The organism is Taklimakanibacter albus (assembly GCF_016595235.1).
Lineage (GTDB): Bacteria > Pseudomonadota > Alphaproteobacteria > Rhizobiales > Aestuariivirgaceae > Taklimakanibacter > Taklimakanibacter albus.
This window is the reverse complement of the sequence record NZ_JAENHL010000004.1, coordinates 208,555-234,900: the sequence shown is the minus strand read 5'-3', so window position 1 is coordinate 234,900 and position 26,346 is coordinate 208,555. Positions and strand designations below refer to the sequence as shown.

General features: G+C 62.2%; 21 protein-coding genes. 10 read left to right on the top strand and 11 right to left on the bottom strand.

Annotation, left to right across the window (positions count from 1 at the left end):
- Nucleotides 1-72: 72 nt before the first annotated feature.
- Together JHL16_RS02475 and JHL16_RS02470 are read right to left on the bottom strand one after the other, a co-directional pair.
- Nucleotides 73-795 carry a DUF2259 domain-containing protein gene (locus JHL16_RS02475; RefSeq protein ID WP_200183319.1) on the bottom strand — a complete coding sequence of 241 codons (723 nt, stop codon included), beginning with the start codon at nt 793-795 and terminating at the stop codon, nt 73-75.
- Nucleotides 796-804: 9 nt separating this feature from the next.
- The gene (locus JHL16_RS02470; RefSeq protein WP_137856927.1) at nt 805-1,041 is read right to left on the bottom strand and encodes an Lrp/AsnC ligand binding domain-containing protein; all 237 of its coding nucleotides are present in this window, start codon (nt 1,039-1,041) and stop codon (nt 805-807) included.
- A gap of 198 nt (nt 1,042-1,239) precedes the next feature.
- Here JHL16_RS02470 and JHL16_RS02465 point away from each other — a divergent pair, with 198 nt between their 5' ends.
- The gene (locus JHL16_RS02465; protein WP_200183318.1) at nt 1,240-1,560 is read left to right on the top strand and encodes a hypothetical protein; all 321 of its coding nucleotides are present in this window, start codon (nt 1,240-1,242) and stop codon (nt 1,558-1,560) included.
- A 69-nt stretch (nt 1,561-1,629) separates the two neighbouring features.
- Here JHL16_RS02465 and JHL16_RS02460 read toward each other — a convergent pair whose 3' ends face one another.
- The 6 genes from JHL16_RS02460 to JHL16_RS02430 all read right to left on the bottom strand — a co-directional run bounded on the left by JHL16_RS02460 (nt 1,630) and on the right by JHL16_RS02430 (nt 7,384).
- Nucleotides 1,630-2,751: a branched-chain amino acid ABC transporter substrate-binding protein gene (locus tag JHL16_RS02460; RefSeq protein WP_200183317.1), complete on the bottom strand. Its 1,122-nt coding sequence runs from the start codon at nt 2,749-2,751 to the stop codon at nt 1,630-1,632.
- A 126-nt stretch (nt 2,752-2,877) separates the two neighbouring features.
- Nucleotides 2,878-3,225 (bottom strand): DUF6867 family protein, encoded by a 348-nt coding sequence (locus tag JHL16_RS02455; RefSeq protein WP_200183316.1) that lies wholly within the window; start codon nt 3,223-3,225, stop codon nt 2,878-2,880.
- An 11-nt stretch (nt 3,226-3,236) separates the two neighbouring features.
- A complete protein-coding gene (locus JHL16_RS02450; RefSeq protein ID WP_200183315.1) occupies nt 3,237-3,962 on the bottom strand; it encodes an ABC transporter ATP-binding protein in 726 nt (241 codons plus the stop codon).
- A complete protein-coding gene (locus JHL16_RS02445; RefSeq protein WP_200183314.1) occupies nt 3,962-4,861 on the bottom strand; it encodes an ABC transporter ATP-binding protein in 900 nt (299 codons plus the stop codon). Before JHL16_RS02445 ends, JHL16_RS02450 begins: the two co-directional genes overlap by 1 nt.
- 1 nt (nt 4,862) lies before the next feature.
- A complete protein-coding gene (gene livM, locus JHL16_RS02440) occupies nt 4,863-6,446 on the bottom strand; it encodes a high-affinity branched-chain amino acid ABC transporter permease LivM (RefSeq protein WP_246770741.1) in 1,584 nt (527 codons plus the stop codon).
- A 2-nt stretch (nt 6,447-6,448) separates the two neighbouring features.
- Entirely contained in the window at nt 6,449-7,384 is a 936-nt protein-coding gene (locus JHL16_RS02430; protein WP_200183313.1) for an ABC transporter permease subunit, read from the bottom strand.
- 271 nt (nt 7,385-7,655) lie between these two features.
- Here JHL16_RS02430 and JHL16_RS02425 point away from each other — a divergent pair, with 271 nt between their 5' ends.
- The 4 genes from JHL16_RS02425 to JHL16_RS02410 are packed head-to-tail and all read left to right on the top strand — an operon-like array spanning nt 7,656 to nt 14,940.
- Nucleotides 7,656-8,798 (top strand): efflux RND transporter periplasmic adaptor subunit, encoded by a 1,143-nt coding sequence (locus JHL16_RS02425; RefSeq protein ID WP_200183312.1) that lies wholly within the window; start codon nt 7,656-7,658, stop codon nt 8,796-8,798.
- A 12-nt stretch (nt 8,799-8,810) separates the two neighbouring features.
- On the top strand, nt 8,811-12,020 hold the full coding sequence (locus tag JHL16_RS02420) for an efflux RND transporter permease subunit (protein WP_200183311.1): 3,210 nt from the start codon (nt 8,811-8,813) through the stop codon (nt 12,018-12,020).
- A 17-nt stretch (nt 12,021-12,037) separates the two neighbouring features.
- A complete protein-coding gene (locus tag JHL16_RS02415; protein WP_200183310.1) occupies nt 12,038-13,462 on the top strand; it encodes a S41 family peptidase in 1,425 nt (474 codons plus the stop codon).
- Nucleotides 13,463-13,488: 26 nt separating this feature from the next.
- The gene (locus JHL16_RS02410; RefSeq protein ID WP_200183309.1) at nt 13,489-14,940 is read left to right on the top strand and encodes a S41 family peptidase; all 1,452 of its coding nucleotides are present in this window, start codon (nt 13,489-13,491) and stop codon (nt 14,938-14,940) included.
- Nucleotides 14,941-15,044: 104 nt separating this feature from the next.
- Here the strand turns inward: JHL16_RS02410 and JHL16_RS02405 are convergent, their stop codons facing one another.
- Nucleotides 15,045-16,259, bottom strand: coding sequence for a pyridoxal phosphate-dependent aminotransferase (locus JHL16_RS02405; protein WP_200183308.1), 1,215 nt, complete (start codon nt 16,257-16,259; stop codon nt 15,045-15,047).
- Nucleotides 16,260-16,445: 186 nt separating this feature from the next.
- On the opposite strand from JHL16_RS02405, the gene JHL16_RS02400 reads away from it, so the two are divergent.
- Complete coding sequence (locus tag JHL16_RS02400) at nt 16,446-16,814, top strand: hypothetical protein (protein WP_200183307.1); 369 nt, start codon at nt 16,446-16,448, stop codon at nt 16,812-16,814.
- 80 nt (nt 16,815-16,894) lie between these two features.
- Nucleotides 16,895-18,178 (top strand): CHAT domain-containing protein, encoded by a 1,284-nt coding sequence (locus JHL16_RS02395; RefSeq protein WP_200183306.1) that lies wholly within the window; start codon nt 16,895-16,897, stop codon nt 18,176-18,178.
- A gap of 6 nt (nt 18,179-18,184) precedes the next feature.
- Here the strand turns inward: JHL16_RS02395 and JHL16_RS02390 are convergent, their stop codons facing one another.
- Together JHL16_RS02390 and JHL16_RS02385 are read right to left on the bottom strand one after the other, a co-directional pair.
- A complete protein-coding gene (locus JHL16_RS02390; protein WP_200183305.1) occupies nt 18,185-21,223 on the bottom strand; it encodes an esterase/lipase family protein in 3,039 nt (1,012 codons plus the stop codon).
- Between the two features lie 149 nt (nt 21,224-21,372).
- On the bottom strand, nt 21,373-22,680 hold the full coding sequence (locus tag JHL16_RS02385) for an NAD(P)/FAD-dependent oxidoreductase (RefSeq protein ID WP_200183304.1): 1,308 nt from the start codon (nt 22,678-22,680) through the stop codon (nt 21,373-21,375).
- 213 nt (nt 22,681-22,893) lie between these two features.
- On the opposite strand from JHL16_RS02385, the gene JHL16_RS02380 reads away from it, so the two are divergent.
- The 3 genes from JHL16_RS02380 to JHL16_RS02370 all read left to right on the top strand — a co-directional run bounded on the left by JHL16_RS02380 (nt 22,894) and on the right by JHL16_RS02370 (nt 26,336).
- Nucleotides 22,894-24,012: a TRAP transporter substrate-binding protein gene (locus JHL16_RS02380; RefSeq protein ID WP_200183303.1), complete on the top strand. Its 1,119-nt coding sequence runs from the start codon at nt 22,894-22,896 to the stop codon at nt 24,010-24,012.
- A 93-nt stretch (nt 24,013-24,105) separates the two neighbouring features.
- The gene (locus tag JHL16_RS02375; RefSeq protein ID WP_246770740.1) at nt 24,106-25,008 is read left to right on the top strand and encodes a TRAP transporter small permease subunit; all 903 of its coding nucleotides are present in this window, start codon (nt 24,106-24,108) and stop codon (nt 25,006-25,008) included.
- Entirely contained in the window at nt 25,005-26,336 is a 1,332-nt protein-coding gene (locus JHL16_RS02370; RefSeq protein WP_200183302.1) for a TRAP transporter large permease, read from the top strand. The genes JHL16_RS02375 and JHL16_RS02370 overlap by 4 nt, the downstream gene beginning before the upstream one ends.
- Nucleotides 26,337-26,346 lie beyond the last annotated feature (10 nt).

Sequence of the window (26,346 nt, the reverse complement as noted above, 5' to 3'; positions counted from 1 at the left end):
GCTCTTCTCCCGTGACCAACGCCCCCGGAAGAGGATGACATCGGATATATTGGCAGAAAGCGGGATGCGGTTCTAGGGTAGCCGGAAGGGTACTGCGATAAAGCGCCGGTTCACGCCCTCGAAGCCGGGCGTATAGACGCCGATCAGCGCGACCTGCCGCGCCGTGCCGGAGCCGGGGCGGTAGGCGATGATATCGGAGATGTCGTAGTCGCGCGGGCAATAACGCGAGGCTGGAATGGCGGCGTCCTTGTGGACTTCCGTCTCGGCGCCGGAGTCATTGTCCTTGAGGATAAGCCTGAAGCCCATCTGCTTGCCATCCTCGGCATAGCAGCTTTCGGGAGCGGCGAATGGCACCAGCGCGAGGCTCAGCGTGTATTGCCCGCCCTTCTGGCTGGTCTGGCTCTGATAGTAAGGGTCGAAACCGATGCGGTGGCGGTCGGCTACGGCCTGGGTCGGCAGCTGCGCCGCGAGCGCGTCACCGGGCTCGGCGGTCTTCAGCTGGCCGATGAGGGCAGCGGCCGACTTGGCGGCCTTGGCACGCGCGGATGAAACAAGCGCAGCCTCGTCCTCGATCCGCTCGCGGAACGGTGAGCCCTTCACCCACTGATTGGCGTCGAGATCGATCACGAAGATCTCGGAATAGGGAAATCCCGATCCGTCCTGCACACCATACTGCTCGAAGGCGAAATAGCGGCCATCCGGTGAAAAACCTATGGCGGCGCGCTCCGCATTGTCGGCCGCTGAGGCTGCCGTCGCAGTGATGGCCAGAAACAAGAGGGCAGTGGCAAGACGCATGGCTGATCTTCAGAAAGCGCGGAAGGTGATGATGGTGTAGGTATCCTTGATGCCTTTGATCTTGTGGAGCTTCTCGTTGACGAAGTGTCCGATGTCCGCCTCGGGCTCCAGATAGAACTTCGCCAGAAGGTCGTAATTGCCTGAAGTTGAATAGATTTCCGACGCGATCTCGGCATCGGCAATGGCGGTTGCCACTTGGTAAGCTTTGCCCAGCTCACACTTTATCTGGACGAAATATGCCTTCATTGGCGGCTCCTCTAGATTCCGGAACGATCCTTCCTGCCGTTCGTTGTCCCGGTCAAGATGCCTTTTAACGGCCATATGCGATCCCTATGTTGGTCGCATCGGAAGTAACGAGGTCTGTCGAGAGAGGAGGACCTTATCGTGTTCAACATCAAAGCCCTTGCTGTGGCCTCCGCCCTGGCTGTGGGCACAGCATTCGTGATGCCGGCAACCAGCCAGGCGATGCCTGTCGGGCCGGCAAAAGCTCAGACGGCGCAGGACGGCAATTTCGTCCTCGCCAATCACAAGAAGAAGTGGCGCCGTGAGCATCGGCGCTGGCGCGGCGAACGTCGCTGGCGTGAATCGCGTCGTTGGCGCGGCGACCGCTGGAATCATCACCGCAAATGGCGGCGTCACCGCTATTACGACCCGTACTACTACGATCCCTATTACTATGGCGGCTACTACGGACCAGGCTACGGCTATTACGGCCCCGGCTATTGGGGCGGCCCTGGCATAGGCCTGCAGTTCCGCATCGACTAAGCAGTACGGCAAAAAGAAAAACCCGCATGGCGTGCCATGCGGGTTCTTTATTGGTCTGTGTACGCTGGATTACTTGTTGAGCTCGGCATCCTCGGCGTATTTGCCGTCATGCCACTTGTACCAGACATACTTGGCGTCCTTGATGTCGCCCTTCTCGTTGAGCGAGAGGTCGCCAAGGACCGTCTTCAGCGTGTTGCCGGCGCGCAGCCACTCGGCGATCTTCTTGTTGTCGCCGGCGCCGCCCGCGGCGGTCACACCCTGCGCATAGGCCTGGACGGCCGCGTAGGTGTAGAGCGTGTAGCCTTCCGGATTGTAGCCGGCCGCCTTGAACTTCTCCACGACCGCCTTGGCCGCGTCGAACTTCTGCGGATCCGGAGCGAAGGTCATGATCGTGCCTTCGCCGGCCGGGCCGGTGATGGTCCAGAATTCATCGGTCACGAACGCGTCGCCCGACACCATCAGCGCCTGCGAGCCTTGTTCACGCAGCTGGCGCAGGATGAGGCCGCCTTCCGTGTGATAGCCGCCGACATAGACGACATCGATCGCCGCTTCCTTGAGCTTGGAAACGAGCGCGGTGTAGTCCTTCTCACCAGCGGTATAGGCTTCGTTCATGACTTCCTTGCCGCCAGCCGCGTTCAGCGCCTTGCGCGTCTCGTCCGCCAGACCTTTGCCATAGGCCGTCTTGTCGTCGATGATGGCGATCTTCTTGTCCTTGTAGTTCTTGGCGAGGAAGCCACCGGCGACGATGCCCTGGGCGTCGTCACGGCCGCAGACGCGCGCCACGTTCCAGCCGCCTTCATCCGTCAGCTTCGGGTTGGTCGAAGCGGGCGAAATCTGCAGGACGCCTTCCTCTTCATAGACCTTGGAGGCCGGGATCGACGAGCTCGAGCAGAAATGCCCGGCGACGAACTTCACGCCCTTGGAGGCGAGCTGGTTGGCCACCGCAACAGCCTGCTTCGGGTCGCAAGCGTCATCGCCCACTTCGAGGACGAGCTTCTCGCCATTGACGCCGCCGGCGGCGTTGATGTCGGCCACCGCCATCTCGGCGCCGCGCTTCATCTGCTCACCGAAGGCCGCATACTGGCCGGTGATCGGGCCGGCCACGGCGATCGTGATATCGGCCCAGGCCGTGGAGGCGGCGAGGGTCGCCGCGAAGCCTACGGCTAAGCCCGACAGTACATATTTTTTCATCTGTTTCTCCCTTGGGGTAATGACCTTGATCGGTCTTCGGGGGTTACACACCCCTTGCGCCTATCTTTGCGCAAAAGGGCGCGATTGGAAAGGGCCATGCTGGACGGCATGGCCCTTATGCCAAACTCAGGGTGCGATCTTGGACCTCCAGCCGAAGGGGCTGGAACGCTCGTAAAGCCATGGATATTGGTTGACCATCTGTCCGACGCGGGTCAGCCGGTAGCCGAGGCTGGTGGCGGCGACCAGCACCAGCGTGTCGGTGATGAAGTAATGCAGGCTCAACAGGTTGCCGTTGAACAACGCATAGTGAAAAAAGCGTAAAGCGAGGCCGAGCGGGATCATGTAGAAGGCGGCCATCGCCCATGGGCGCCATTTGGACGCGAGCGCCCGGCCGGAAAGATAGGCGGCGCCGCCGCCTATGATCACCGTCATGATGATGAAGATCCAGGGATCGTCCTCAACGAAGAGAGACATCTTGTGTTTCCCTAATGAGCTCCGCCTTCGAGATAGGCGGCGCGGATTTCAGGGCTGGCCAGCAACTGGCTGCCGGTGCCCGACATGGTGATACGGCCGTTTACCATCACATAGGCGCGATGGGCGAGCTTCAGCGCGTGGAAAGCATTCTGCTCGACCAGGAAGACGGTGAGGCCTTGCTTGGCGTTGAGCTCGCGAATGACCTCGAAGATCTGCTTGACGATGAGAGGGGCGAGGCCGAGCGACGGCTCGTCGAGGAGCAAGAGACGCGGGCGCGCCATCAGAGCGCGGGCGATGGCGAGCATCTGCTGCTCGCCGCCCGACAATGTGCCGCCGCGCTGGCTCTGGCGTTTCTCGAGGATAGGGAAGGTCTTGAAGGCGCGGGCGAGGTCCTCGTCGAAATATTTCGGATCGGTCACCGCCGCGCCCATCTGCAGGTTCTCGAGAACGCTCATGCGCGGGAAGATGCGCCGGCCCTCGGGCGACTGTGCGATGCCGAGGCGGATGATCTCATGGGTCGGCGTCTGGGTGATGTCGGCCTCGCCGAAGCGGATGGAGCCCGTGCGACAGCGTGGCGTGCCGCAGATCGTCATCATCAAGGTGGACTTGCCGGCGCCGTTCGAGCCGATGAGCGTGACGATCTCGCCCTCATTGACATCGAGATCGATGCCCTTGAGCGCCTGGATCTTGCCGTAGAAGGTCTCGACGCCGCGGATGGTGAGAAGAGGGGACGCCATCAACGGCCTCCCTGCTGGGCCGGGGGCTCGTTCTCCGCCCGGGCGATGGCTTCGGTGATGAGCTTCTCGGCGATGGGTGGCGCTTCCTCTTCGTCGACGCCCAGATAGGCGCGGATCACCGCCGGATCGATCTTCACCTCGGCCGGTGTCCCGTCGGCGATCTTCTGGCCGTAATCGAGCACCACCACGTGATCGGAAATCTCCATCACCACCTTCATGTCGTGCTCGATGAGCAGGATGCCGATGCCCTCGTCCTGACGGATCGACAGGAGAAGCTTGTTGAGGTCGTCGGATTCGCGCGGATTGAGGCCGGCGGCGGGTTCGTCAAGGCAGAGGAGCTTGGGCTCGGTGCACATGGCACGGGCGATCTCGAGACGGCGCTGGGCACCATAGGGCAAATCGCCCGCCGGATCGTCGGCGCGGTCGATGAGATGGATTTTTTCCAACCAGTATGTGGCCTTCTCGACCGCTGCCTTCTCGGCGCGTTTATAGGACCGTGAGCCCAAGATGCCGGCAACGGTGTAGCCCGAGGCCTTCATCAGGGTGTTGTGCTGGGCGACGACGAGATTTTCGAGGACAGTCATGCCGGCGAAGAGCCGGATGTTCTGGAAGGTGCGCGCCACCTTGGCGAATTGCGAGATGCGGAAATCGTCCATGCGCTCGAGGATGAAATTCTTGCCGTCCTCGTGGCGCATCACGATCATGCCTTCGGTCGGCTTGTAGAAGCCGGTGAGGCAGTTGAAGACCGTGGTCTTGCCGGCGCCGTTAGGCCCGATCAGCGCGGTGATGTCGTGGCGCCCGACATTGAAGGAGAGGTCGTCGATGGCGACGAGTCCGCCGAAACGCATGGTGATATGCTCGACGCTCAGCACCGGGTCGGCTTGCCAAGTGTTCGCCATGTCAGCCGTGTCCCTGCGCGACGAGATCGGCGGAGACCGCTTTTTTCTCCTTGAGATAAATGGAGGGGTCTCGTTTGGTGACGAGTCCGCGTGGTCGCCAGCGCATGATCAGCACCATGGCGACGCCGACCGCCAGCATGCGGTACTGGGTGGGATCGAAGCCCTCCCACATGATCGCCTTGAGGAAATTGAGCTCGCGGAAGAGCTCAAAGGCGCCGATCACCACGATGGCGGCGACGACGACGCCGATCTGCGAGCCGAGGCCTCCGAGCACGACGATGGCGAGGATGATGGCCGATTCCATGAAGACGAAGCTCTCCGGCGACACGAAGCCTTGCCGTGTGGCGAAGAAGGAGCCGGCGAAGCCGCCGAACATGGCGCCGATGGCGAAAGCGGTGAGCTTGGTGTTGGTGGTGTTGATGCCGAGCGAGCGGCAAGCGATTTCATCCTCGCGCAACGCTTCCCAGGCGCGCCCGATCGGCAGCTTGCGCAGCCGCATGGTGACGAAATTGGTGATCAGCGCCAGCATCAAGATGACGTAATAGAGGAAGATGATGCGCTGGAGCGGTGAATAGGTGAGGCCGAAGGTGGCGGCGAAGCCGTTCTCGTCATTGGTGAAGGGGATGCCGAAGAAGCTCGGCCGCGGAACGTCGGAAATGCCGTTCGGTCCACCGGTGAAGTCGTACCAGTTGATCAGGATGAGGCGAATGATCTCGCCGAAAGCCAGCGTCACGATCGCCAGATAGTCACCCCTGAGGCGCAGCACCGGGAAACCGAGAATCAGTCCCCAGCAGGCGGCGAACAAGCCGGCCAGGGGGAGGACCAGCCAGAACGCCCAGGGCGTGATGCCGTCGCCGAACCACAGCGGGAAATAGATGGTGGAGAGCAGTGCATAGGCATAGGCGCCGACCGCATAAAAGGCGACATAACCCAGATCGAGAAGGCCGGCGAGGCCGACCACGATGTTGAGGCCCCAGCCCAGCATGACATAGGTCAGCATGAGGATGGCGAGATCGACGATGCGCCGGTCGACGCCGGGGATGAAGGGCAGGGCAATGGCGATGAGCAGCAGGGCGACGCCGACATATTTACCGAGGGGCTCGATGGCGTTCGCGAGTGGCGAGGGGGCCCCGCGTTCCGCCGCCGTCTCGTTGCTGCTCGAAATGTAGAACCACGCGCCGGCGATCAGTCCGAAGACGCCGGCGGCGTCGAACCAGGGGGCTTTGACGACGAACAGGCCGAGAAGCAGCGACACCAGCCCGAGGCCGGCAAGACCGGCGCCGAGGCGCTTGATATGGATGGGCTTCACCCAGTCGGGGCGGTTCCAGACAAGAAGATGGAGGAGAAGGCGGCCGACGACGACAATGCCGACGAGCCAGAGGACGGCCGCCCAGCGATATTCCAGGACGAGGCCGCCCTGAGGGGCCGTGGCATTCATGCCGACAATGGGGCCGAAAATCGCTGACGCGATCAGGCCGGTAAGGAGCAGATCGATCAGGAGGCGTTTCTGGTCGCCCTTCGGGACGGTTGGCGTCTGGGCGGTTCTTGCGCCGCCTTGCTGTGTTGGTTGCGGGGCAAGCGCCATGGTCAGACTTTCTCCACTTCCGGTTTGCCGAGCAGGCCCTGCGGCAGGAAGATGAGGACGACGGCCAGCATCGCGAAAGCGGCTACGTCCTTGTATTCAACCGAGAAATAGGCCGACCAGAACACCTCGATGAGACCGATCACGAGGCCGCCCAGCATGGCGCCGGGGATCGAGCCGATGCCGCCCAGGACCGCCGCCGTGAAGGCCTTAACACCGGCGACGAAGCCAATATAGAAGTCGATCACGCCATAACGCAGGAAGAACATGAGGCCGGCCACCGCGGCGAGAGAGGCGCCCATGACGAAGGTGATCGAAATCGTCTTATTGACGTCGATCCCGAGGAGCGAGGCCATCTTCATGTCCTGCTCGCAGGAGCGCTGGGCGCGGCCGAGCGAGGTGCGGGTGATGAGGGCGGTGAACAGCGCCATCAGGGCGAGCGTGGTGACGATGACGATGATCTGGATAGTCGAAATGCGGACGATGAAGTCGCCAGCCTCGGTGGTGCGGTGCATCAGCTCGAAGCCGCCGGAGAGCAAAGGCTGCATGGGCTTCGGCCGGCCGCCCTGGGCGATGCGGGCGAATTCCTGGAGGACGATCGACATGCCGATGGCCGAAATGAGGGGCGCCAGGCGGAAGGACCCTCTGAGCGGCCGGTAAGCGACCCGTTCGACCGTCCAGTTGAAGGCCGAAGCCAGGATCATCGCGATGGCGAGCACCAGGATGAGGGCCAGGAGAAGGAGGGCGAAGCTCGCCGAGGCGGTCAGCCCGAGGGCCAGAATCGCGATCAGCGAGATCATGGCCCCGATCATGAAAATGTCGCCATGAGCGAAATTGATCATGCCGATGATGCCATAGACCATCGTATAGCCGATGGCGATGAGGCCGTAGATCGACCCCAGTGTAATGCCGTTTATGAGCTGCTCGAGGAAATATTCCATGAGCCCCCCTGTTGCCGTTTCTCACCCATGTCTTTTCTCTTTTGATTACCCGGCTTCTGGACGGCCGGTAAAGCGATCCTTAAAGGTATCATTTTGGAAACACAAGCTGTCCTGAGAGGGCTGACCAAAAGTCTAAGATTCGCCTCTCAGGGAATGAAATATTTCGTAACGAAATACTTGGCCGCAAAGCCTTGTCGCTTTTGTCAGTAGTGTTTATTCCGTAAGTTTATATCATTTACATTCAGGTCCAAACGGCTTATCTAGACGCCCCATGTTGCGCCGCATCATATATCTTTTCCTCGTACTTATTATCTTCGGCGGACTGGCCGGGGCGATTGCGTATTACGCCTTCGACTTCAAGCCGAAGATGATCGCCGGCTTCATCATGAGCGCGCCCAAACCGGTCGAGACCATTTCGGCGGAAGAGGCGCGCCAGGACCAGTGGGAACCCGAGGTTTCGGCGATCGGCTCGCTCACCGCAGTCAACGGCATCGAAGTGGCGCCGCAGGTCGGCGGCATCGTCAGAGAAATTCTTTTCGATTCGGGTGACCTCGTAAAAAAGGGCCAGAAGCTCTTCCAGCTCGATACCGATACGGAAGAGGCCGATCTCAAGAATTTCCGCGTCCAATTCGGCAATGCCGAGACCGAGCTCGACCGCCAGCAGAAATTGCTCGACAAGGGCTTCGCCTCGAAGTCCACCTTTGACACGGCGCGCCTGCTGCGCGACCGCATGCAGGCCGAAATCGAGCGCACCGAAGCCCTGATCGCCCAGAAGTCGATCTATGCGCCATGGGATGGCCGCCTGGGCCTTCGCGACGTCGCGGTCGGCAAATATGTGGCGCCCGGCCAGAACATGATCTGGCTACAGACCGTCGATCCGATCTATGTCGACTTTACCGTGACCGAGAATGATTTCGGCCGCATCAAGGTCGGCCAGAAGGTCAAGGCGAAGTTCAGCGCCTATGCAAACGACACATTCGACGGCGAGGTCTTCACGACCGACGCCCGGGTCTCGGAAGCGAGCCGCATGATCACGGTGCGCGGCAAGCTCCAGAATCCCGCGGGGCGTCTGGTGCCCGGCATGTATTCCGACGTGAAAGTGATCGTCGGCGAGCCGGCCCCGGTGGTGACCATCCCGCAGTCGGCCGTCACTTATTCGCTCTATGGCGACAGCGTCTTCGCGGTGGTGAAGGCGAAGGATGCGGATCCCAATGCGAAGGAGCCCGATCTCGAGGCCGAGCGGCGTTTCGTCAAGCTGGGTTTGGTGCGTGACGGCAGAGTGAATGTGGTCGAGGGCATCAAGCCCGGAGATCAAGTCGTGATCGCCGGTCAGAACAAGATCGACCAGGGTTCGAAAGTTCGAATCGATAATTCGATCGCGCTCAACCTGACGGTTGACCGCAACGCGCAATAACGGGGGAACCCCATGAGTTTCACCGACATCTTCGTACGCCGCCCTGTGCTGGCGTCGGTGGTGAGCCTTCTCATCCTGCTGGTCGGCGCCAATGCTGTCTGGAATCTGCCGGTGCGGCAGTTCCCGAAGGTCGAAGACACGACCATCACCATCACGACGTCCTATCCCGGCGCCAATGCCGACCAGATCAAGGGCTTCATCACGACCCCGATCCAGCAGGCGGTGGCCTCGACGGAGGGTATCGATACGCTGAAATCGACCTCGGCGCAGAACGTCTCGACCATCACGATGAAGCTGAAGCTCAACGCCGATGGCGACCGGGCGCTGGCCGACGTTCTGTCGAAGGTGAACGAAGTCAAGAGCGTGCTGCCGGAGGAATCGAAGGATCCGGTGGTGACCCGCACCACGGGCACGCCCTACGCCCTCATGTATATCGGCTTCAGCTCCGAGAGCATGGCGCCGGCGCAGATCAGCGACTATCTCGACCGCGTGATCCGGCCGCAGATCCAGGCGATCAACGGTGTTGCCGAGGCCGAGATCCTCGGCGGCTCGACCTTCGCCATGCGCGTCTGGCTCAACCCGGACAAGATGGCGGCGCTCGGCATCACGCCGCTCGACGTCAACACCGCGCTGGCGCAGAACAACTTCACCACCGCCGCCGGCAGCGTGAAGGGTGACTTCACCCAGCAGAACATCAACGCCAAGACATCGCTAGAGACGCCGGAGCAGTTCCTGCAGCTCGTGGTGGCGGTGAAGGACGGCACCATCATCCGTCTCGGCCAGATCGCCACCGTCGATCTGGGGCCGCAGAACTTCGATTCGACCTCTTCCTTCGATGGCCTCAAGGCGGTGTTCCTGGGCATCACCACGACGCCCGACGCCAATCCGCTGTCGGTGATCTCGCAGGTGCGCGACGAGTTCCCCAAGCTGCAGGCGCAGCTGCCGCCGCAGCTCAAGGCGAGCATCGCCTATGACGCGACCGAATTCATCAACGCGTCGATCTGGGAAGTGAGCAAGACGCTCCTCGAGGCGACGCTCATCGTCATCGTCGTCATCTTCCTGTTCCTCGGCAATCTGCGTTCGACGCTGGTTCCCGTCGTCACCATCCCGCTGTCGCTGGTCGGCGTCGCGATTTTCCTCCTGGCGCTCGGCTATTCGATCAATCTCCTGACGCTGCTCGCCTTCGTGCTCGCCATCGGTCTCGTCGTCGACGACGCCATCGTGGTGGTGGAGAACATCCACCGCCATATCGAGGACGGCATGACGCCGTTCCAGAGCGCCCTTGCGGGTGCCCGCGAGATCGCCGGTCCGGTCGTCACCATGACGCTGACGCTGGCGGCGGTCTATGCGCCGATCGGCTTCACCGCCGGCCTCACCGGCGCCTTGTTCCGCGAATTCGCCTTCACGCTGGCCGGTGCCGTCGTCGTGTCCGGTATCGTCGCGCTGACGCTGTCGCCCATGATGTGCTCGAAGATCTTCAAGCAGCATGAGCAGGAGGGCTGGTTCGGTCGTCTTGTCGAGAGCATCTTCGGTGGCCTCCGGCGTTTCTATTCACGCCGCCTGGACGGCGCGCTCAAGCAGCGTCCGGTCTTCGCGGTGATGGTCGTGCTCATCGTCGCCCTGTCGGGCATCCTCTATACGGCGATCAACAAAGAGCTGGCGCCGGCCGAAGACCAGGGTGTCGTGTTCTCCTTCGTCAATGCGCCCGAGCAAACCAATCTCGATTACCTGCAGATCTATGCCGACCGCGTCACGCAGATCTTCATGGACGTGCCGGAACGCCAGAACGTCTTCACCATCGTCGGCATGGGGTCGGTGCATGCCTCGTTCGTCGGCCTGATCGTCAAGCCGTGGGAGCAGCGCGAGCGCTCCGACACGATGATCCTCGGCGAATTGCAGGGCAAGCTCGGCGGCATTCCAGGGGTGAAGACCTTCGCCACGGCGCCGCCGGCCATTCCGATCGGCGCCGGCGAAATGCCGGTCGAATTCGTCATCAAGTCGCCTGGCGACTACACCAAGGTCGCCGAAGTGCTCGACAAGATCGAGGCGGAAGCCAAGAAGAGCGGCCTGTTCATCTTCACCAATACCGATCTCAGATTCGAGACGCCGCAGGCCGAGCTCATCATCGACAAGGACAAGGCCAACCAGCTGGGCGTGCGGATGAGCGATGTCGGCGCCACGCTGGCGGTGCTGCTCGGCGGCAACAACGTCAACCGCATCAACATCCAGGGTCGTTCCTATGAAGTGATCGCCCAGGTGCCGCGCGCCTTCCGCGGCTCGGCGGCGCGCCTCCTCGATTATCAGCTGCGCACCACGTCGGGCGACATGGTGCCGCTGTCGACCTTCATCAAGCTCGACCAGACGGTGCAGCCCAACAGCCTCGCGACCTTCCAGCAGCTGAACTCGGCGACCTTCCAGGGCGCGCCTTTCCCCGGCCGCACCGTCGGCGAGGCGGTGACCTTCCTGCAGCAGAAGGCGCAGGAGTTCTTCCCGCAGAACATGACCTACGACTTCCAGGGTGAAAGCCGTCAGTTCGTCACTGAAGGCAACACGCTGGCCTATACGTTCCTGTTCGCGCTGATCGTCATCTATCTGGTGCTCGCCGCCCAGTTCGAGAGCTTCCGCGATCCGTTCATCATCCTGATCGGCCTGCCGGCCTCGATGTTCGGCGCCTTGTTCTTCCTGTTCATCATGGGCGAGGTGAATGGCGCGACACAGGGGCAGCTCGGCATCAATCTCGGCTCCGGCACGATCAACATCTATACTCAGATCGGTCTCGTGACGCTGATCGGCCTCATCTCGAAGCACGGCATTCTCATGGTTGAATTCGCCAACAAGCTTCAGGAAGAGCAGGGCTATGACAAGTTCGCGGCCATCAAGGAAGCCGCCGCGGTGCGTCTGCGGCCGATTCTGATGACGACGGCCGCCATGGTGATCGGCGTCGTGCCGCTGCTCATCGCCGCCGGCGCCGGCGCCAAGAGCCGCTTCGATATCGGCCTCGTCATCGCTGCCGGCATGACGGTCGGCACGATGTTCACATTGTTCATCACACCCGTGGTCTATACCTATATCGCCGCCGACCGGCGTCCCAAGGAAGCTGTTGCGGGTGGTGTCACCGCGCGTTCGAGCGGGCATCCGCCCGTGGTCGACGCCGCCGCCAATGACCGCGAGGTCGAAGCGGCCAAGGCCAGGCATTCGCCGCGCGCCGAGGCGGCGGAGTAAAACCGGATGCCGCCTGGATGAATGAGCGCCGCCGCAGGAGCCCGATCTGGTATTGGCTCGCCGGCGGCGTTTTGTTGCTCGCTATTCCGGTCATCGCGGCCGCCCTTCTGATGTATCGGGTGTGGCGGCCCTATCCGGAACCGCATTATCCGCCGCCCGCCTCGCAGGAAGAGGCGAACCGGCAGGATCTCGACTATCTGCGCAAGCTCGCCGATTTCGACCCCAGCTTCACGCCCGCGACGCGGGCCGAGTTTCTGAGCCGGCTCGATGCCCTGATGCCGGCGGCGGCAAATTTCGACAGAGCCAGGCTCGCGGTCGAGGTGGCGCGGCTCACCGCACTCGCCGACAATGCGCATACCAATGCCCATATCTATTTCGGAACCGGCAGCTTCACGTCCCTGCCGATTCGGCTCGGCACCTTTACCGACGGTCTGTTCGTGGTCAAAGCGCGCCAGGACCACTCTGATCTGCTCGGCGGACAGCTCGTCGCCGTCGATGGACGGCCGATCGGCGAGGTGCTAGCAGCGCTCCGGAATTTCATCGGCGGCAATGACGCGATGTTCTCCAACCATGCGCCGCGGCTTCTCACGTCGCCCGAGCTGTTGCATGCGGCAGGCCTCGGCGACAAGCCGACCGAGAGCCGCCTGCGCCTGCGGTTTTCGGATGGGGCCGAGGCCGAGCAGATTCTGGAGGGCGGCCGGCCCGAGGCGCCGCCCCGAAAGAACTACTGGCCGGTGCGTGATCTGAGCCCGGTACCACTCGTCAGTGACGATGGCTCCTGGCCGCATGTGCTGGGCGGACGGATGCAATTGCCCGATTATCTCGCGCGCCCCGATCAGGCCTATTGGCATGAGATCAAGGCAGACAAGAGCCTTCTCTATCTGCAGCTCAACCGCGTCAAGAATTCGTGGCCGGAGCCGCTCGCGGCCTATCTCGACCGCGTGATCGGCGACATCAAGGCCAACAACATCAAAAATGTCGTCGTCGATCTCAGATTCAACCGCGGCGGCAATTACCTGCTGGCGGCCGATTTCACCCGCCGCCTCGCCGAGACCGTTCCCGCCGACGGTCGCATCTTCATCCTGAGCGGGAGCAATACCTATTCCGCCGGCATCGTCACGCTGGCGCGGCTCAAATTTTTTGCCGGCGCGCGCGGGCTTCAGATCGGCGGGCAGATTGGCGATCGCGGCCAGTTCTGGGGAGAAGGGGGGCGCACCGAGCTCCCCAATTCGAAGATCCGTTTTCGCTACGCCACGGCCTATCACGACTGGGAGAAGGGCTGCGGCCTCGCCGATATCGGGCGTTGCTTCCTGTTCAACTATGCTTATGCGGTGGCCCCCGGCTCGCTCGCTCCTCAGGTGGAGACCGGCTTGACTTTCCGTGATTACCTGACGGGCCGCGATCCCGCGATGGAAGAAGTGCTGAAGCGGATCACGCCGTAAGGCGTTTCCCCATGGAGCAAGCGTAAATGACTGGGATCAGCATCGCCGAACGCCGTCGCCCGGCATCGTTACGCCGCTGGTTGCTGCGTGGAACGCTGACACTCTTGGCGTTGCTGGTGACCATTTTCGCGGCCGTTGCCTTTCTCATATACCCGGTCTGGCGCTCTTATCCGGAAGCCGACTTTCCGGCCGCGACCTCAGTCGCGGAGAGGAACGGCCAGGATCTCGACTATCTGCGCCAGTTGCCCGAGATCGACCGCAGCTTCACGCCGGAAACACGTTCCACCTTCGTGCAAGGGCTCGAAGCGCTCAAGGCGCGTGCCGCCGGTCTCGATCGGGCCCAGCTGACAATGGAGGTGGCGCGCCTCGTGGCCGTCGCCAATAACGGCCATACCAATGTCATTACGCTCCTGGACGACACGACGTTCAAGTCCGTGCCGGTGCGGCTCGGCGTCTTTGCCGACGGCCTGTTCGTCGTGAAAACCACAGGTGAGAACCGGGAGTTGCTGGGGGCACAAATTCTCGCTGTGAACGGGCGGGAGAGCGAGGCATTGATCGCATCGCTCGGGCCCTTCATCGGCGGACCGGCGACCTTGCTGCGCGCCCAGGCGCCGAGACTCATCGTATCGCCGGAGCTTCTTCACGCCGCCGGCCTCGGCGACAGCCCAGAGCGCGCCGACTTTCGCTTTCGCCTGGCGGATGGCTCCGAGATCGAGCGCACGCTGACCGCTCTCGCTTATGAAAAAACGAAAGCGGGTGCCTATTGGCCGGTACGGGATCTCAGTCCCGTTCCGCCGGATAAGGACAATGCCGATTGGACACATGTGCTCGGCCAGCCGGACACCGCGCCGCTATATCTCTCCCGGCTCGACCGGAATTACTGGAATGACTCTTTGGCGGACGGCAAACTCCTCTATCTGCAGATCAACCGGATGCGGGACGAGGGGACGGAACCGCTCGGGGCGTATCTGGACCGTATGCTGGGAGAAATCCGCCGCGCGGGCGTCAGAAATGTCGCGGTCGATCTGCGCTTCAATCGCGGCGGAAACTACATGCTGGCAGCAGATTTCGCGCGCGCTCTGCCGGAAGCGCTGCCCGCTGATGGCCGGGTATTCATATTGACCGGCGAAAACACCTTTTCCGCCGCGATCAGTATCGCGTCCCGGTTGAAATTTTTCTCCGGGGATCGTGGTGTTCAAGTCGGAGAGCCGATGGGGGATCGCGGACAAATGTGGGGCGAGGGCGGTGTCGCCACGCTGCCCAACTCGAAGATCGCCGTGCGTTATGCCACCGGCTATCACGATTGGGAGAAGGGCTGCCGGCTGGAGCAGATCACTTACTGCTTCCTGCCCAACTACATTTATGGTGCCGCGCCCGGCTCACTGGATCCGCAAGTGGAGGTAAAGCCCGCTTTCAGTGATTACGTCGCGCGCCGCGATCCCGTCATGGAAGAAGTGCTGAAGCGGATCACGCCTTAGATCACGATCACTTTAGGTCGGCTTGACCGAAAGTGATAAACGTGATCGGAAACCATAATATTTGGCGCGTGATCGGACGGAAAACCGGTGCCCACTTTTCCTGATCACGCGCTAAGCCGGTTCAAGCCTTCAGCGAAACGGGCGAGCGCCTTTTCGAGCTCGGCCTCGCCGGTGGCGAAAGACAGCCTGATGCAGCTGGGATCGCCGAAAGCCGAACCCGGCACGGTGGCGACGCCATGCTCTTCGAGCAGCCAGTCACACAGCGTGTCGACGCTGTCCATGACATGATTGCCGGCCTTGCGGCCGAGAAAGGCGCCGACATCCGGGAAGGCATAGAAGGTGGCGGGAATGGGCGCCAGGCGCAGGCCCGGTATGGCGGTCAGCGCCTTCACCACCATGTCCCTGCGTATCTCATAACGGGCGCGCATCTTCTCGACATCGTCGCGTGGCGCCGACAAAGCGGTCAGTGCCGCATGCTGCACAAAAGAATTGGCGCCGGCGGTGATGCCGCTCTGCAGTCGCGCCATGGCGACCGCGAGCGGGGCGGGACCCGCCGCATAGCCGAGCCGCCAGCCGGTCATGGCGAAGCTCTTGGAGAAGCCGTTGACGGTGATGGAACGCTCGCGCATGCCGGGGAGGCTGGCGAAGGACGTCATTTTTCCGTCGAACAGGATATATTCGTAGATCTCATCGGAGAGGACCATCAGGCGCGGATGGCTCTTCACCACCTCGGCCAGCGCCTCGAGCTCCGGCCGGCTCCAGACCGCGCCCGTCGGATTGCTGGGCGAGTTGAGGATCAGGAGCTTGGTCCGCTCGGTGAGGGCGGCGGCGATGCGGGCCGGCGGCGCCTTGAAATCCTCGTCAACGTCGGCCTTGAGGATGATCGGCACACCGCCCGCCAGGCGCACGGTGATCTCATAGGAAACCCAATAGGGCGACAGCAGGATGACTTCATCGCCAGGCTCGACCAGTGCGAGCACGGCATTGGCGATGGCCTGTTTGGCGCCATTGGCGATGACGATCTCGTTGGCGGCGTAGTCGAGCCCGTTCTCGTCTTTGAGTTTCTTCGCCAGCGCCTGGCGCAGCTCGAGGATGCCGGTGACCGGCGAATAATGGGTGAGGCCCTTGCGCATCGCTTCGGCCGCGGCGGCCTGGATATGGGCCGGGGTGTCGAAATCAGGCTCACCGATGGTGAGGCTCGCAATGTCCTGGCCCTTGGCCCGAAGCTCGCGGGCGCGCTGCGACATGCGGACGATGGCGCCTTCGTCGGACTGGGAGGCGCGGCGGGCGAGAAGGGAGGAAATATCGAACGGGGCCATGATGCGGGCTCTATGCCACGACCCCGCCGAGAGGTCGAGGAGGCCTCGCAAAAATGTCACAGTCTGCCGTTACGGCCACCATACCACCAGTGCACATTGTACCGGTGCATTTGTTTAACCTCCTTTCTGTACATAAAGGGCGAATACCCCTATATGCGCAGGCCTTCCCCGACATCCGGAACCGCCATGAAACTGACTGCGCCTGTCCTTCTCTGTGTGCCCGTCCTGCTTGCGGCCTGCTCCAGCAAGCCGGGCAATATCGACATCAATTCCGGCAGCGCCCGCAGCGTCCAGACCCAGTCGCGCTCCGAGCCGATTTTCTACAACGGCAAGCATTACGCGCTGAACTACACCTACAACGACGCGATGAAGGCCTTCGACATGAAGGTCTCGGGCACGACCTCGCCGATGAAGTCGGATGCCCAGAAGGACGCGGTGAACATCGCATCGTCGTCGCTCGGCTACTTCGCCTGCCCGGACGGCCAGCGCGGCCGCCTCGTCGGCGCGCCGAAATTCAAGGGCGGCGTATGGGCGCTCCAGGCGCGCTGCGGATGATCGTCCGGCGGCCACTCTTGTAACGAGGCGCCGCCTGCTGCTAGCACCACGGTATCGGAACATGTTTTCGGGTGCTGGCGGTGGTTCTCCGAATAATTCTCCTTTGTCTGGGCCTGGGAGCGGCGCTCCTGTGCTCTCTGCCCGTTGCACGTGCTGAAGCGCCCAGGGTTTGCCTGGAGGACCGCGATGCGGCGCTCAGGCAATTCGAGCAATTCCATGAGCTGGCGACACGCAGCCTGCTCAGGGCGCGCTCAATTTCGCTGAGGCCCCGGCCTTTCGACAATCTCGCCGCCGACGCCTTGCGGTTCGTGGGAGGGCGGGAGCGCGCAGCGCTTCTCGTCTTCGCCTGGGACGAGAAAGATCTATGCCTCTTCCTGTGGGCGGCGCCCGATCACGCGATCTATGTGCGTCTGCCCAGCGCGCGCGACAAGCTCATCCGTGATGCACGCCAGTTGAGCGAGCTGGCGCAAGCGCCAATGGCCGTGGCGGGCCGCCTGCCACACAAGCGTGGAGCTACGGCCTATGACGCCGCGGAGACGCCGCCGGGTGACGTCGGCGTCGTGACGGACGATGTGTCGGCGTTGCTCTTTCCGCCCGAGCTGCATGACGTGCTGGCCAAGACGGATCATCTCTCCATTGTTCCGGTCGGACCGATCGCCACCATTCCCTTGTTCATGCTCAAGCCGCTTGGCGACGGCCAAGTGGCGGCGGAGCGCTTCTCCATCAACATCCTTACCTTGATGGAAGACATTCAGGAGCCCGAGCCGGCGCCACTACGCGCCAAGACCAATGTCCTGATCATGGGCAATCCGACCACCCGGGACACGGAGTGGGACTTCCCCGATCTGCCGGGAGCCGAGGCGGAAGCGCGCTTCGCGCATGACCTGTTCGGCGGCATGATGCTCACGCGGGATAAGGCGACCGTCGCGCGTTTCGAGGAACTGGCGCCGTCGGCCGATCTGATCGTGCTCGCGGCACATGGGATCGCGGATGAAACCTCGCCTCTCGACAAGAGCTTTCTGGCGCTGGCGGATGAGCGGCTGTCACCGCGCCACATCCAGTCGCTCGAATTCGACAATCGACCCCTGGTCGTGCTCAGCGCCTGCCAGAGCGGACTCGGCCAGGCCCTCGATGCCGGCGTCATCGGCCTGGCGCGCGCCTTTCAGCTGGCCGGCGCCGCCAACACGGTCATGAGCCTGTGGAGCGTGGACGACGACGCGACACGCTTCCTGATGGAGCATTTCTATCGCCTGATCACCGACCATGCGCCGGCCGAGGCGCTGCGGCTCGCGACGCTTGCCACACGCGAGCGTTTTCCCAACCCCGGACAATGGGCGTCCTTCGCGGTGTTCGGCAGGCCCTAGCTGCCCTCAGCCCCGGCCGGTCTTCTCGCGGAAGACAGTCTGAGCGAATTTATAAAGCTCGAGCATCTCGGGGCATCGCTCATATGCCTGCAGCCGTGCCGTGAACAGGTCTTTCATGTCGATGAGTATCTTGCTCAGCTCGGTGATCGTGTCGGCGACCGCGGCGTTGCGATGCAGGGTCATGACTGCGAACAGCAGATAATGCATGGAGGCAATGGTTCGATGTTCGTCCTCGAGCATCGACATGGTGGTTTGTACATAGCCATTCTGCAGGGAAATTCTCTGGGCGAGATCGTCGTTGTCAGGAAAGCCCGGACAGACCATTCTGAAGATTGCTTCGGCATCCGCATTATCCGGATTTGGCCAGCTGCCGAGCTTTTCCACCGCGGCCGGGTCGAGCGCCCGTATCAGCGACCAGACGAGGCTTGCGGTGGCTGGATTTACCCTGGAGATGTGCTCGGCGGCCGCAGGGATGATCTGAGTTTTCAGGATACCGGCTGTAGGGTCGCGCGGGTTTTCGGCCAGTGCGCGATAGCCGAAGCCGGACAGCACGACATGTTTCGCCAATGCGGGAATTCTATCGAGATTGCTCATGATCGCCGCCAAGGCGTCAGCATCGATGGCAAAGTTTCCGTGACTCATGATGGCGGCAAAATTGCCGATGACGAACTGGCCGTCGCGTGGATCACGCGACAGCCAGGCCAGCATCTTGTCTATTGTCGATCTGCGGATGCTGGTCGGGAATCCGGGAAGCGGCGGAACGCTCAGATAGTCGGCTATGCGCAGGAAGATGGATGGATGATAGGTTCGCTCCGTCAGCGGCTTGAACACGCCGGAGAGAATGCAAAGCGACAGAAAGCGGGCGATGGAGCGGCGCAAGCAGGCCTGGAGCCCGCCTTCCGCCATAAGGTTGTTGAAGGCCTTCGTAATGCGCTGTGCCGCTTCGGGCGGGTCTTGATCATCCCAGACGGCTTTCTGCTCAGCCAGCATTGAGATCAGCCAGGTGAGTGGCCGGGCGCGATAGGGGCCTTCGTCGTCACAAGCATAGATCCAGCCGAGCACGGAAAGCATGTCGAGACGCTCGTCGGGACGCGCCATTTGCCAGGATGTGTGTTGTTCTGACGGCAGTACCGGACGTCCCAACGGTTCGTCCTCAATGGTCTTGCGCAGGGCCAGTTCCAGAACACCTGAAACCGTGGAGAGCTTACTCGGCTCCTCGATATCCAGGAGACTGGGGAGCTTGTAGAAGACAAGCGGGGTTGCGATGGTTTCGCGGGCGGCGGCCGGCAGAGCCCGGAATATTTCATTGAGCTGCTGCCTGCGATGATCGACCGCGCCATTCGTGCCATTGGTGTTGGCGGGGCGAGCATGACGCTCGAGAAAATCAAGCGTGCTGTCGTCGGAAAGGCGGTCCAACCGGAACCAGGCACAGGGCAGGGCGATCTGGCCTATCGCCTCGCGCTCACCCTCGCGGATCGCAAAGACGATCTTCCGGTGCACATTGTCGGATCCGCTCAAATAGTACAGCAGGCCAATGAAGTCGCCGGCGCCAAGGAAGCGATAGCTGTTGAGGAACTCGTCGACGCTGTCCAGGAAGAGAACGGTGTCGCCGCCGCGCCAGCACTCGTCCATCCAGTCCGATGTGACTTGCGGCCGATCGCTGTCGCTCAGAATGATTTCCGGCCGTCGATTTGATCCCTTGGCGTCGATCAGGATCTCCCCCACAGGCCGATCAGCCCTGAGGGCGTGCCCAACGGGTTTCCAGGCCTCCTTGATCGCATCCCAGAGATCCTTGGGTTGCCGGCCGTTGCTCACATAGCGTTGAACGACGTCATTCGGGATTTCGAGGCGTTTCATGTTGATGGTGAAGGGAAGGCGGAAGCCCGAGGCATTCTCATGCGAGAGCCAATCTACGGCGAGCGCGCGAGCCGCCTGGCGCATCAGAACCGATTTGCCGGTTCCTCCGGGTCCGCTGAGCACCAGGATGCGGGCTTCGTTGCCGGCGAGAGTGGCCCGAATGTCGTCGAACAATGTCTTCTGCGTTCTGGAGGATGACTTGGTGTTCATCTCGTCCGTCAGGAGGCCTTCAACGCCTTGCTCGGAGTCGATCAGTGCGATGAAGCGGAGCGAGTCATACGCCAAATCCCATCGGAGCGCCGAAGCGGCGCCGGTCTGCGATATTGCGTTCCGCATGGTCTGCGGAAAGACCCTGGCCGGCAAAGTCGATCCCGCAACGGTGAGGAGGGAGCTGAGGAAATGCCAGGCGTAGCCGATGCTCAGCACGTTACGGCGGCGAGCCGGATTGTCCTGCTCCTGCTGAACGACGCCTTCAATTCTTGCCGTGTAGTCGAAGCTAACCGGGCACGGTTCACCGAGCGCTGCCTGGTTCTCCAACACGATCCGATATTGTTCCGTCAGCTTCCGGAGAAAATCATTATCCTGAATTGGCTGGATCTGGTTGCGCAGCTTGAAATCGCCGAAGCGCTTCCCAATGACGGGTATGCGTTTCAGCACGAAGGAAACAGGCGCCCAGCCGATATTGTACAGCCATTTCAGTGAGCGGGCGAAAGGCTGTGCGCCGTGATGCGCCCCGGCCAGATTGATGACGCTTCGGGTCCGGCTGAGCAGCGAGCCCAGACGTTGCACTCTTCCCGCCGGTTCCTCGATAGGGAGGGCTGGCGTGAAAGACGAGCGGAGCAGTTCTTGAACCACCAGGGCGCCGGTGCTGTGGGTGAAGAATACGATATGCGCGAACTTACCGAGATTGCCGTCGAGATATGATCTGAGGTCGGCAGCCGCACTTTCGACATCCGCCGCTTCCCAGAATTTGGACGGATAGCGGTACTGAAAATAGGCGCATTCGACAGCGAGATCGTTCAGAATGCGGCGCGGCTCGTTCTTCCAGGCCTCCGGTCCGCTGGCAAAACCATGAACGAAGACGAGCAGGCAGTCGGGCAGCAATTGGTGCCCGGGTGGCACATCACGCGGATCAGGCACGTGCAAAAGGCCGCGCGTGACGTCAATCAACTCAGCTTTTTTGCCCACTCCCCAGCACCCTGACAGCGTTCGTTGCGCGCGCCGGGCGTCATGCAGGGCATGATCAGCCTGCAGGCAACCTGGAACCGCATGCACGAAGAGCCCCCGGCCGGGCTCATCGCCCGGCTGTTGCCATCCTGCACAGATATGCCGCTGCGTCAATCGAGGCGGCGGTCAATCCAGTCGCGGGTGCGGAAATAGCGCCCGATCCAGGGCACGAACCAGGTGTTGCCGTGATAGAGCGGGTGGGTCGGGAACTCATCCTGGTCGAAGGCGCAGATGCGGTTGACTTGGCCGGCGATCTTGCGTCCGGTCTGGAAGCCCAGATAGCTCAGCATGGCGATACCGGAGCCGTTGCAGCCCAGCGCGTAATGGAGATTGTCGAGCTTGCCCATATGCGGCATCTCATCGAGCGTGAAGGCGACATTGCCGGTCCACGCATGGGTGATGCGCGTACCTTTCAGCTGCGGATAGCGGTCGAGCATGAAGCGATAGAGTATGGGCGCCGTTTCCACCGGATCGGTCTGACCGAATTTGGCGCGGCCGCCGAAGATGAGGCGCTTCCTATCCGGCGACATGCGGTAATAAGTGAGCACGCGGCGGGTGTCGGCGAAGGAGCGGTTCTTCGGTGAAAGTGAGGCGGCGATCTCGGGCGGCAATTCCTCGGTGGCGATGATGTAGGAGCCGATCGGCACCAGCCGGCGCTTGAATTGCGGCGTGATATTGCCGGTATAGCCGTTGGTGGCGATGATGACGTCGCCGGCCTTGATCGCGCCCCGCGGCGTCTCGACGGTCCAGCCCGATCCCGACTGGACCAGATTGGTCACGGGGGTCTTGGCCGCCACCGGAATGTTCCGCCGGCGGATGACATCGAAGAGGCCCTTGAAGTAAAGGGCAGGGTGGATATGGGCGGCGCGCTCGACCACCATGCCGCCCCGGTAATAGTCCGAGCCGATTTCCTCGCGCTGGCGCGCCGCGGGCACGACATAGGCGCCCGACTGCGCGTCGGCATTGAGGACCTGAACCTTCTTCTCCATGGTGCGGTAATGGGCGTTGCACCAGGCGCCGAGGAAATAACCGGCCTTGGTCCAGTGGCAGGCGATGTTCTCACGCGCGATGAGGTCCTCGACATGGGCGAAGGCGTCGGCGGCATCGTTGAGATAGGGGACCGATTCTTCCGCCGAGAGCGGTTTGGCGAAATAGCGCTTGGCGACATTGACGCCGCCCGAGACCATGCCGCCATTGCGCGTCGAGGCGCCGAAGCCCGGCTCATTGGCATCCAGGATAAGACAATCGAGACCCGCCTCGTTCAACGCCAAAGCGGCGGAAAGCCCTGCATAGCCGGCGCCGATGATGGCGACGCGGGTTTCCTTGGGCAATTCGATCGGCGCGATCGCTTCGGGGGCATAGGCCTCCCACCAGAAGGGGCGGGCCTTGAAGTCGGGATGAAATATCTGTGATGGCATGAAGCTCACACGCTGGCTGGCGACTCCGGGGATCATAACACCAGCTCTTTCCCTTTTCCAAATCAGTCACTTAAGGAGAGAAGTTGCGGCGCCACGAGAAGCGGCTATTCGACGTTAGTTGAATGGCGCGGCAAGTTGCCTCACCTGTGTTTCTCCTGCACACTCCGCCGTGAAGCGCCCAAGCAACAACAAGGCGCATGAGGAGGAACCCCAATGGCCAAAGACCGTCCGTCCAAGTCACGCCGTCACTTCCTGGCGACCGGTGCCGCATCCGTCGCCGGCGCCGCCGCGCTCTCCGTGCCCAATGTCGTCCGGGCCCAGGAGGCGGTGGTGTTCAAATTCCAGAGCACCTGGCCGTCCAAGGATATCTTCCACGAATATGCGCAGGACTATGTGAATCGCGTGAACGAGATGTCGGGCGGCCGCCTGAAGCTCGAGCTTCTGGCGGCGGGCGCCGTCGCCAAAGCCTTCGAATTGCAGGATGCGGTGATCGCCGGCACGCTCGATGGCGGGCATGGCGTCTGCGCCTATTGGTACGGCAAGCACAAAGCCTATTCGCTGTTCGGCACGCCCCCGGCCTGGGGCTGGCGCGCCAATCAGATGGTCGGCTGGATGAAATATGGCGGCGGGCAGGCGCTCTATGAAGAGCTCGTGCAGCAGGTGCTCGGCCTCAATCTCGTGGGCTTCCTCACCGGACCGATGCCGACCCAGCCGCTTGGCTGGTTCAAGAAACCGGTCGAGAAGCCGGAAGATCTGGCCGGCCTCAAATATCGCACCGTCGGTCTCTCGGCCGATCTGTTCAAGGAAATGGGCGCCGCGGTGACAATCCTGGGCGGCGGCGAGATCGTGCCGGCGATGGATCGTGGCCTGCTCGAGGCGGCGGAGTTCAACAATCCGTCCTCCGACCGCGTGCTGGGCTTCCCCGATGTCAGCAAGGACTACATGCTGCAGTCCTATCACCAGTCGGCGGAGTGCTTCGAGATCATGTTCAACAAGGCGAAATACGACGCGCTGGCGCCCGATCTCCAGGCGATCCTCAAATATGCCACTGAATCGGCCTCGGCCGACATGTCCTGGAAAGCGATGGACCGCTACTCCAAGGATCTCGAGGCGATGAAGGCCGAAAGCGGCGTCAAGGTGCACCGGACACCCGATGCCGTGCTGCAGGCGCAGCTCGCCGCCTGGGACAAGGTGATCGCGGCGCAGTCGCAGGAACCGTTCTTCGCCAAGGTGGTGGAGTCGCAGAAAGCCTGGGCCAAGCGGGTCGTGGCACTCCAGTTCGACATGGAGGTCGACCAGAAGACCGCCTTCGATCACTTCTTCAAGGCCTGAGCTTCAGCCGCATGATGCGTCGTCTGCGCGGGGCAGGCGACGGCCTAATTGGAAGGGGAGTTGTGTGCTGTTGTCGGACCGCGTGACGGCGCCATGAAAAATCAGCGCCTGCCACTTTTCCTCTTTGGCGGAGGGGTGGCGCTCATCATCCTGGCGATCTTCTGGTCGCTTTATGCCTATGGGCAGGTCGGCGGCCTGGTGGCGGGCAAGGGTCTCCGGCCCAACCAGGTCTTCCTCTGTCTCTTCGGCCCGTTCGAGCGCTGTGCGCCGCTTGCCGCGGCGCATGCCGAGCGCGGGACTTGGGCCTATTCGCCGTGGCTCTTCTGGTTGGGCGCCATCGCCATCCTGGCGAGCTTCGCGATGAACCTCGCCAAGCGCTCGGTCGACGAGGGCTGGGGGCCGCGGCTGCAACGCGTCCTCATTCCGGTGGATCAGGTCTCGACATTCGTCGGCAAGCTCTTCGCCTGGTCGATCGTCATTCTGACTGTCGCCGTGAGCTATGAGGTCTTCTCGCGTTATGTGCTGAGGTCGCCGACCACCTGGGCCTATGATGCGAGCTACATCCTTTATGGCGCGCTGTTCATCATGGCGGGCGCCTATGCGCTGTCGCGCAACGCGCATGTGCGCGGCGATTTTCTCTACCGCACCTGGTCGCCGCGCCGCCAGGCTCTGATGGACCTGGTGCTTTACTTCCTGTTCTTCTTTCCCGGAATCATCGCTTTCATCTTCGCGGGCTACGGCTTCGCGGCGCAATCCTGGATGACGCATGAGCATTCGGCCTACAGCCCCGACGGCCTGCCGGTCTATCAATACAAGACACTGATCCCGGCGACCGGCGTGCTGCTGCTGCTCCAGGGCATCGTCGAAGTGGCGCGCTGCATCTTCTGCCTCAGGCGCGGCGAGTGGCCGCAAAGGCTGCATGACGTCGAAGAGCTGGAGAATGTCATCCTCGCCCAGCATGCCGAAGCCGCCAATCCGACCGGAGGCCGTCCATGACCGACCCGCAACTGGGCGTGCTCATGCTCGTCCTCTTCATCTTCCTGATCATGCTGGGCTTCCCGATCGCCTTCACGCTGATGGCGATGGGCGTAGGCTTTGCCTTCCTCGCCTATGACGGCAATATCGACACGGTGGCGGCGCTGCTCGTCCAGCGCACCTGGTCGGTGATGACCAACGACGTGCTGATCTCCGTGCCGCTCTTCGTCTTCATGGGGTATATCGTCGAGCGCGCCAACATCCTCGACCGCCTGTTCCGGTCGATCCAGCTCGCCTCCGGCGCCTTGCCGGGGTCGCTCGCCATCGCGACGCTCGCCACCTGCGCGCTCTTCGCCACCGCCACCGGCATTGTCGGCGCGGTGGTGACGCTGATGGGACTTCTGGCATTCCCGGCGATGCTGCGGCACGGTTATGACGTGAAGCTGTCGGCCGGCGTCGTCTGCGCCGGCGGCTGTCTCGGGATTCTCATTCCGCCCTCGATCATGCTCATCCTCTACGGAGCGACGGCCGGCGTGTCGCCGGTGCAGCTCTATGCCGGCGCGTTTTTCCCCGGGCTCATGCTGGCCGGGCTCTATATGGCCTATGTGATGATCCGGGTGCTGATCAACCCGTCACTGGCGCCGCCAATGCCCAAGGCCGAACGCGACGTGCCTTATGCGACAGTTCTTTATCAGCTCGCCACGTCGTTCCTGCCGCTGGCTCTCCTGATCTTCTCGGTGCTGGGCGCCATCATGTTCGGGCTCGCGACGCCCTCGGAAGCCGCGGCGATCGGCGCGCTCGGCGCGCTCATCCTGGCGGCGGCCTATCGCTCGCTCAGCTATGAGAAGCTGCGCGAGTCGGTCTATCTGACCGCCCGCACCTCGGCGATGGTCGGCTGGCTGTTCGTCGGCTCCTTCATGTTCTCGGCCGTCTTCGCAGCGCTTGGCGGCGATGCGGTGATCAAGGATTTCGTGGTCGGGCTCGATCTGTCGCCGGTCACCTTCCTGATCGTCAGCCAGATCATCATCTTCATCCTGGGCTGGCCGCTCGAATGGACCGAGATCATCGTCATCTTCGTGCCGATCTTCCTGCCGCTGCTCGAGCATTTCGGCATCGATCCGTTGTTCTTCGGGCTCCTGATCGCGCTCAACATCCAGACGTCGTTCCTGTCGCCACCGGTCGCCATGGCGCCGTTCTATCTGAAGGGCGTGGCGCCGAAGCATGTGAACATCAACGACATCTTCAAAGGCGTGATGCCGTTCATCTTCATCGTGCTCATCGCCATGGTGCTGCTCTATGTTTTCCCGGAGATCGGCCTCTGGCTGCCGCGCCAGGTCTATGGGCATTGAGGCAAGGGGA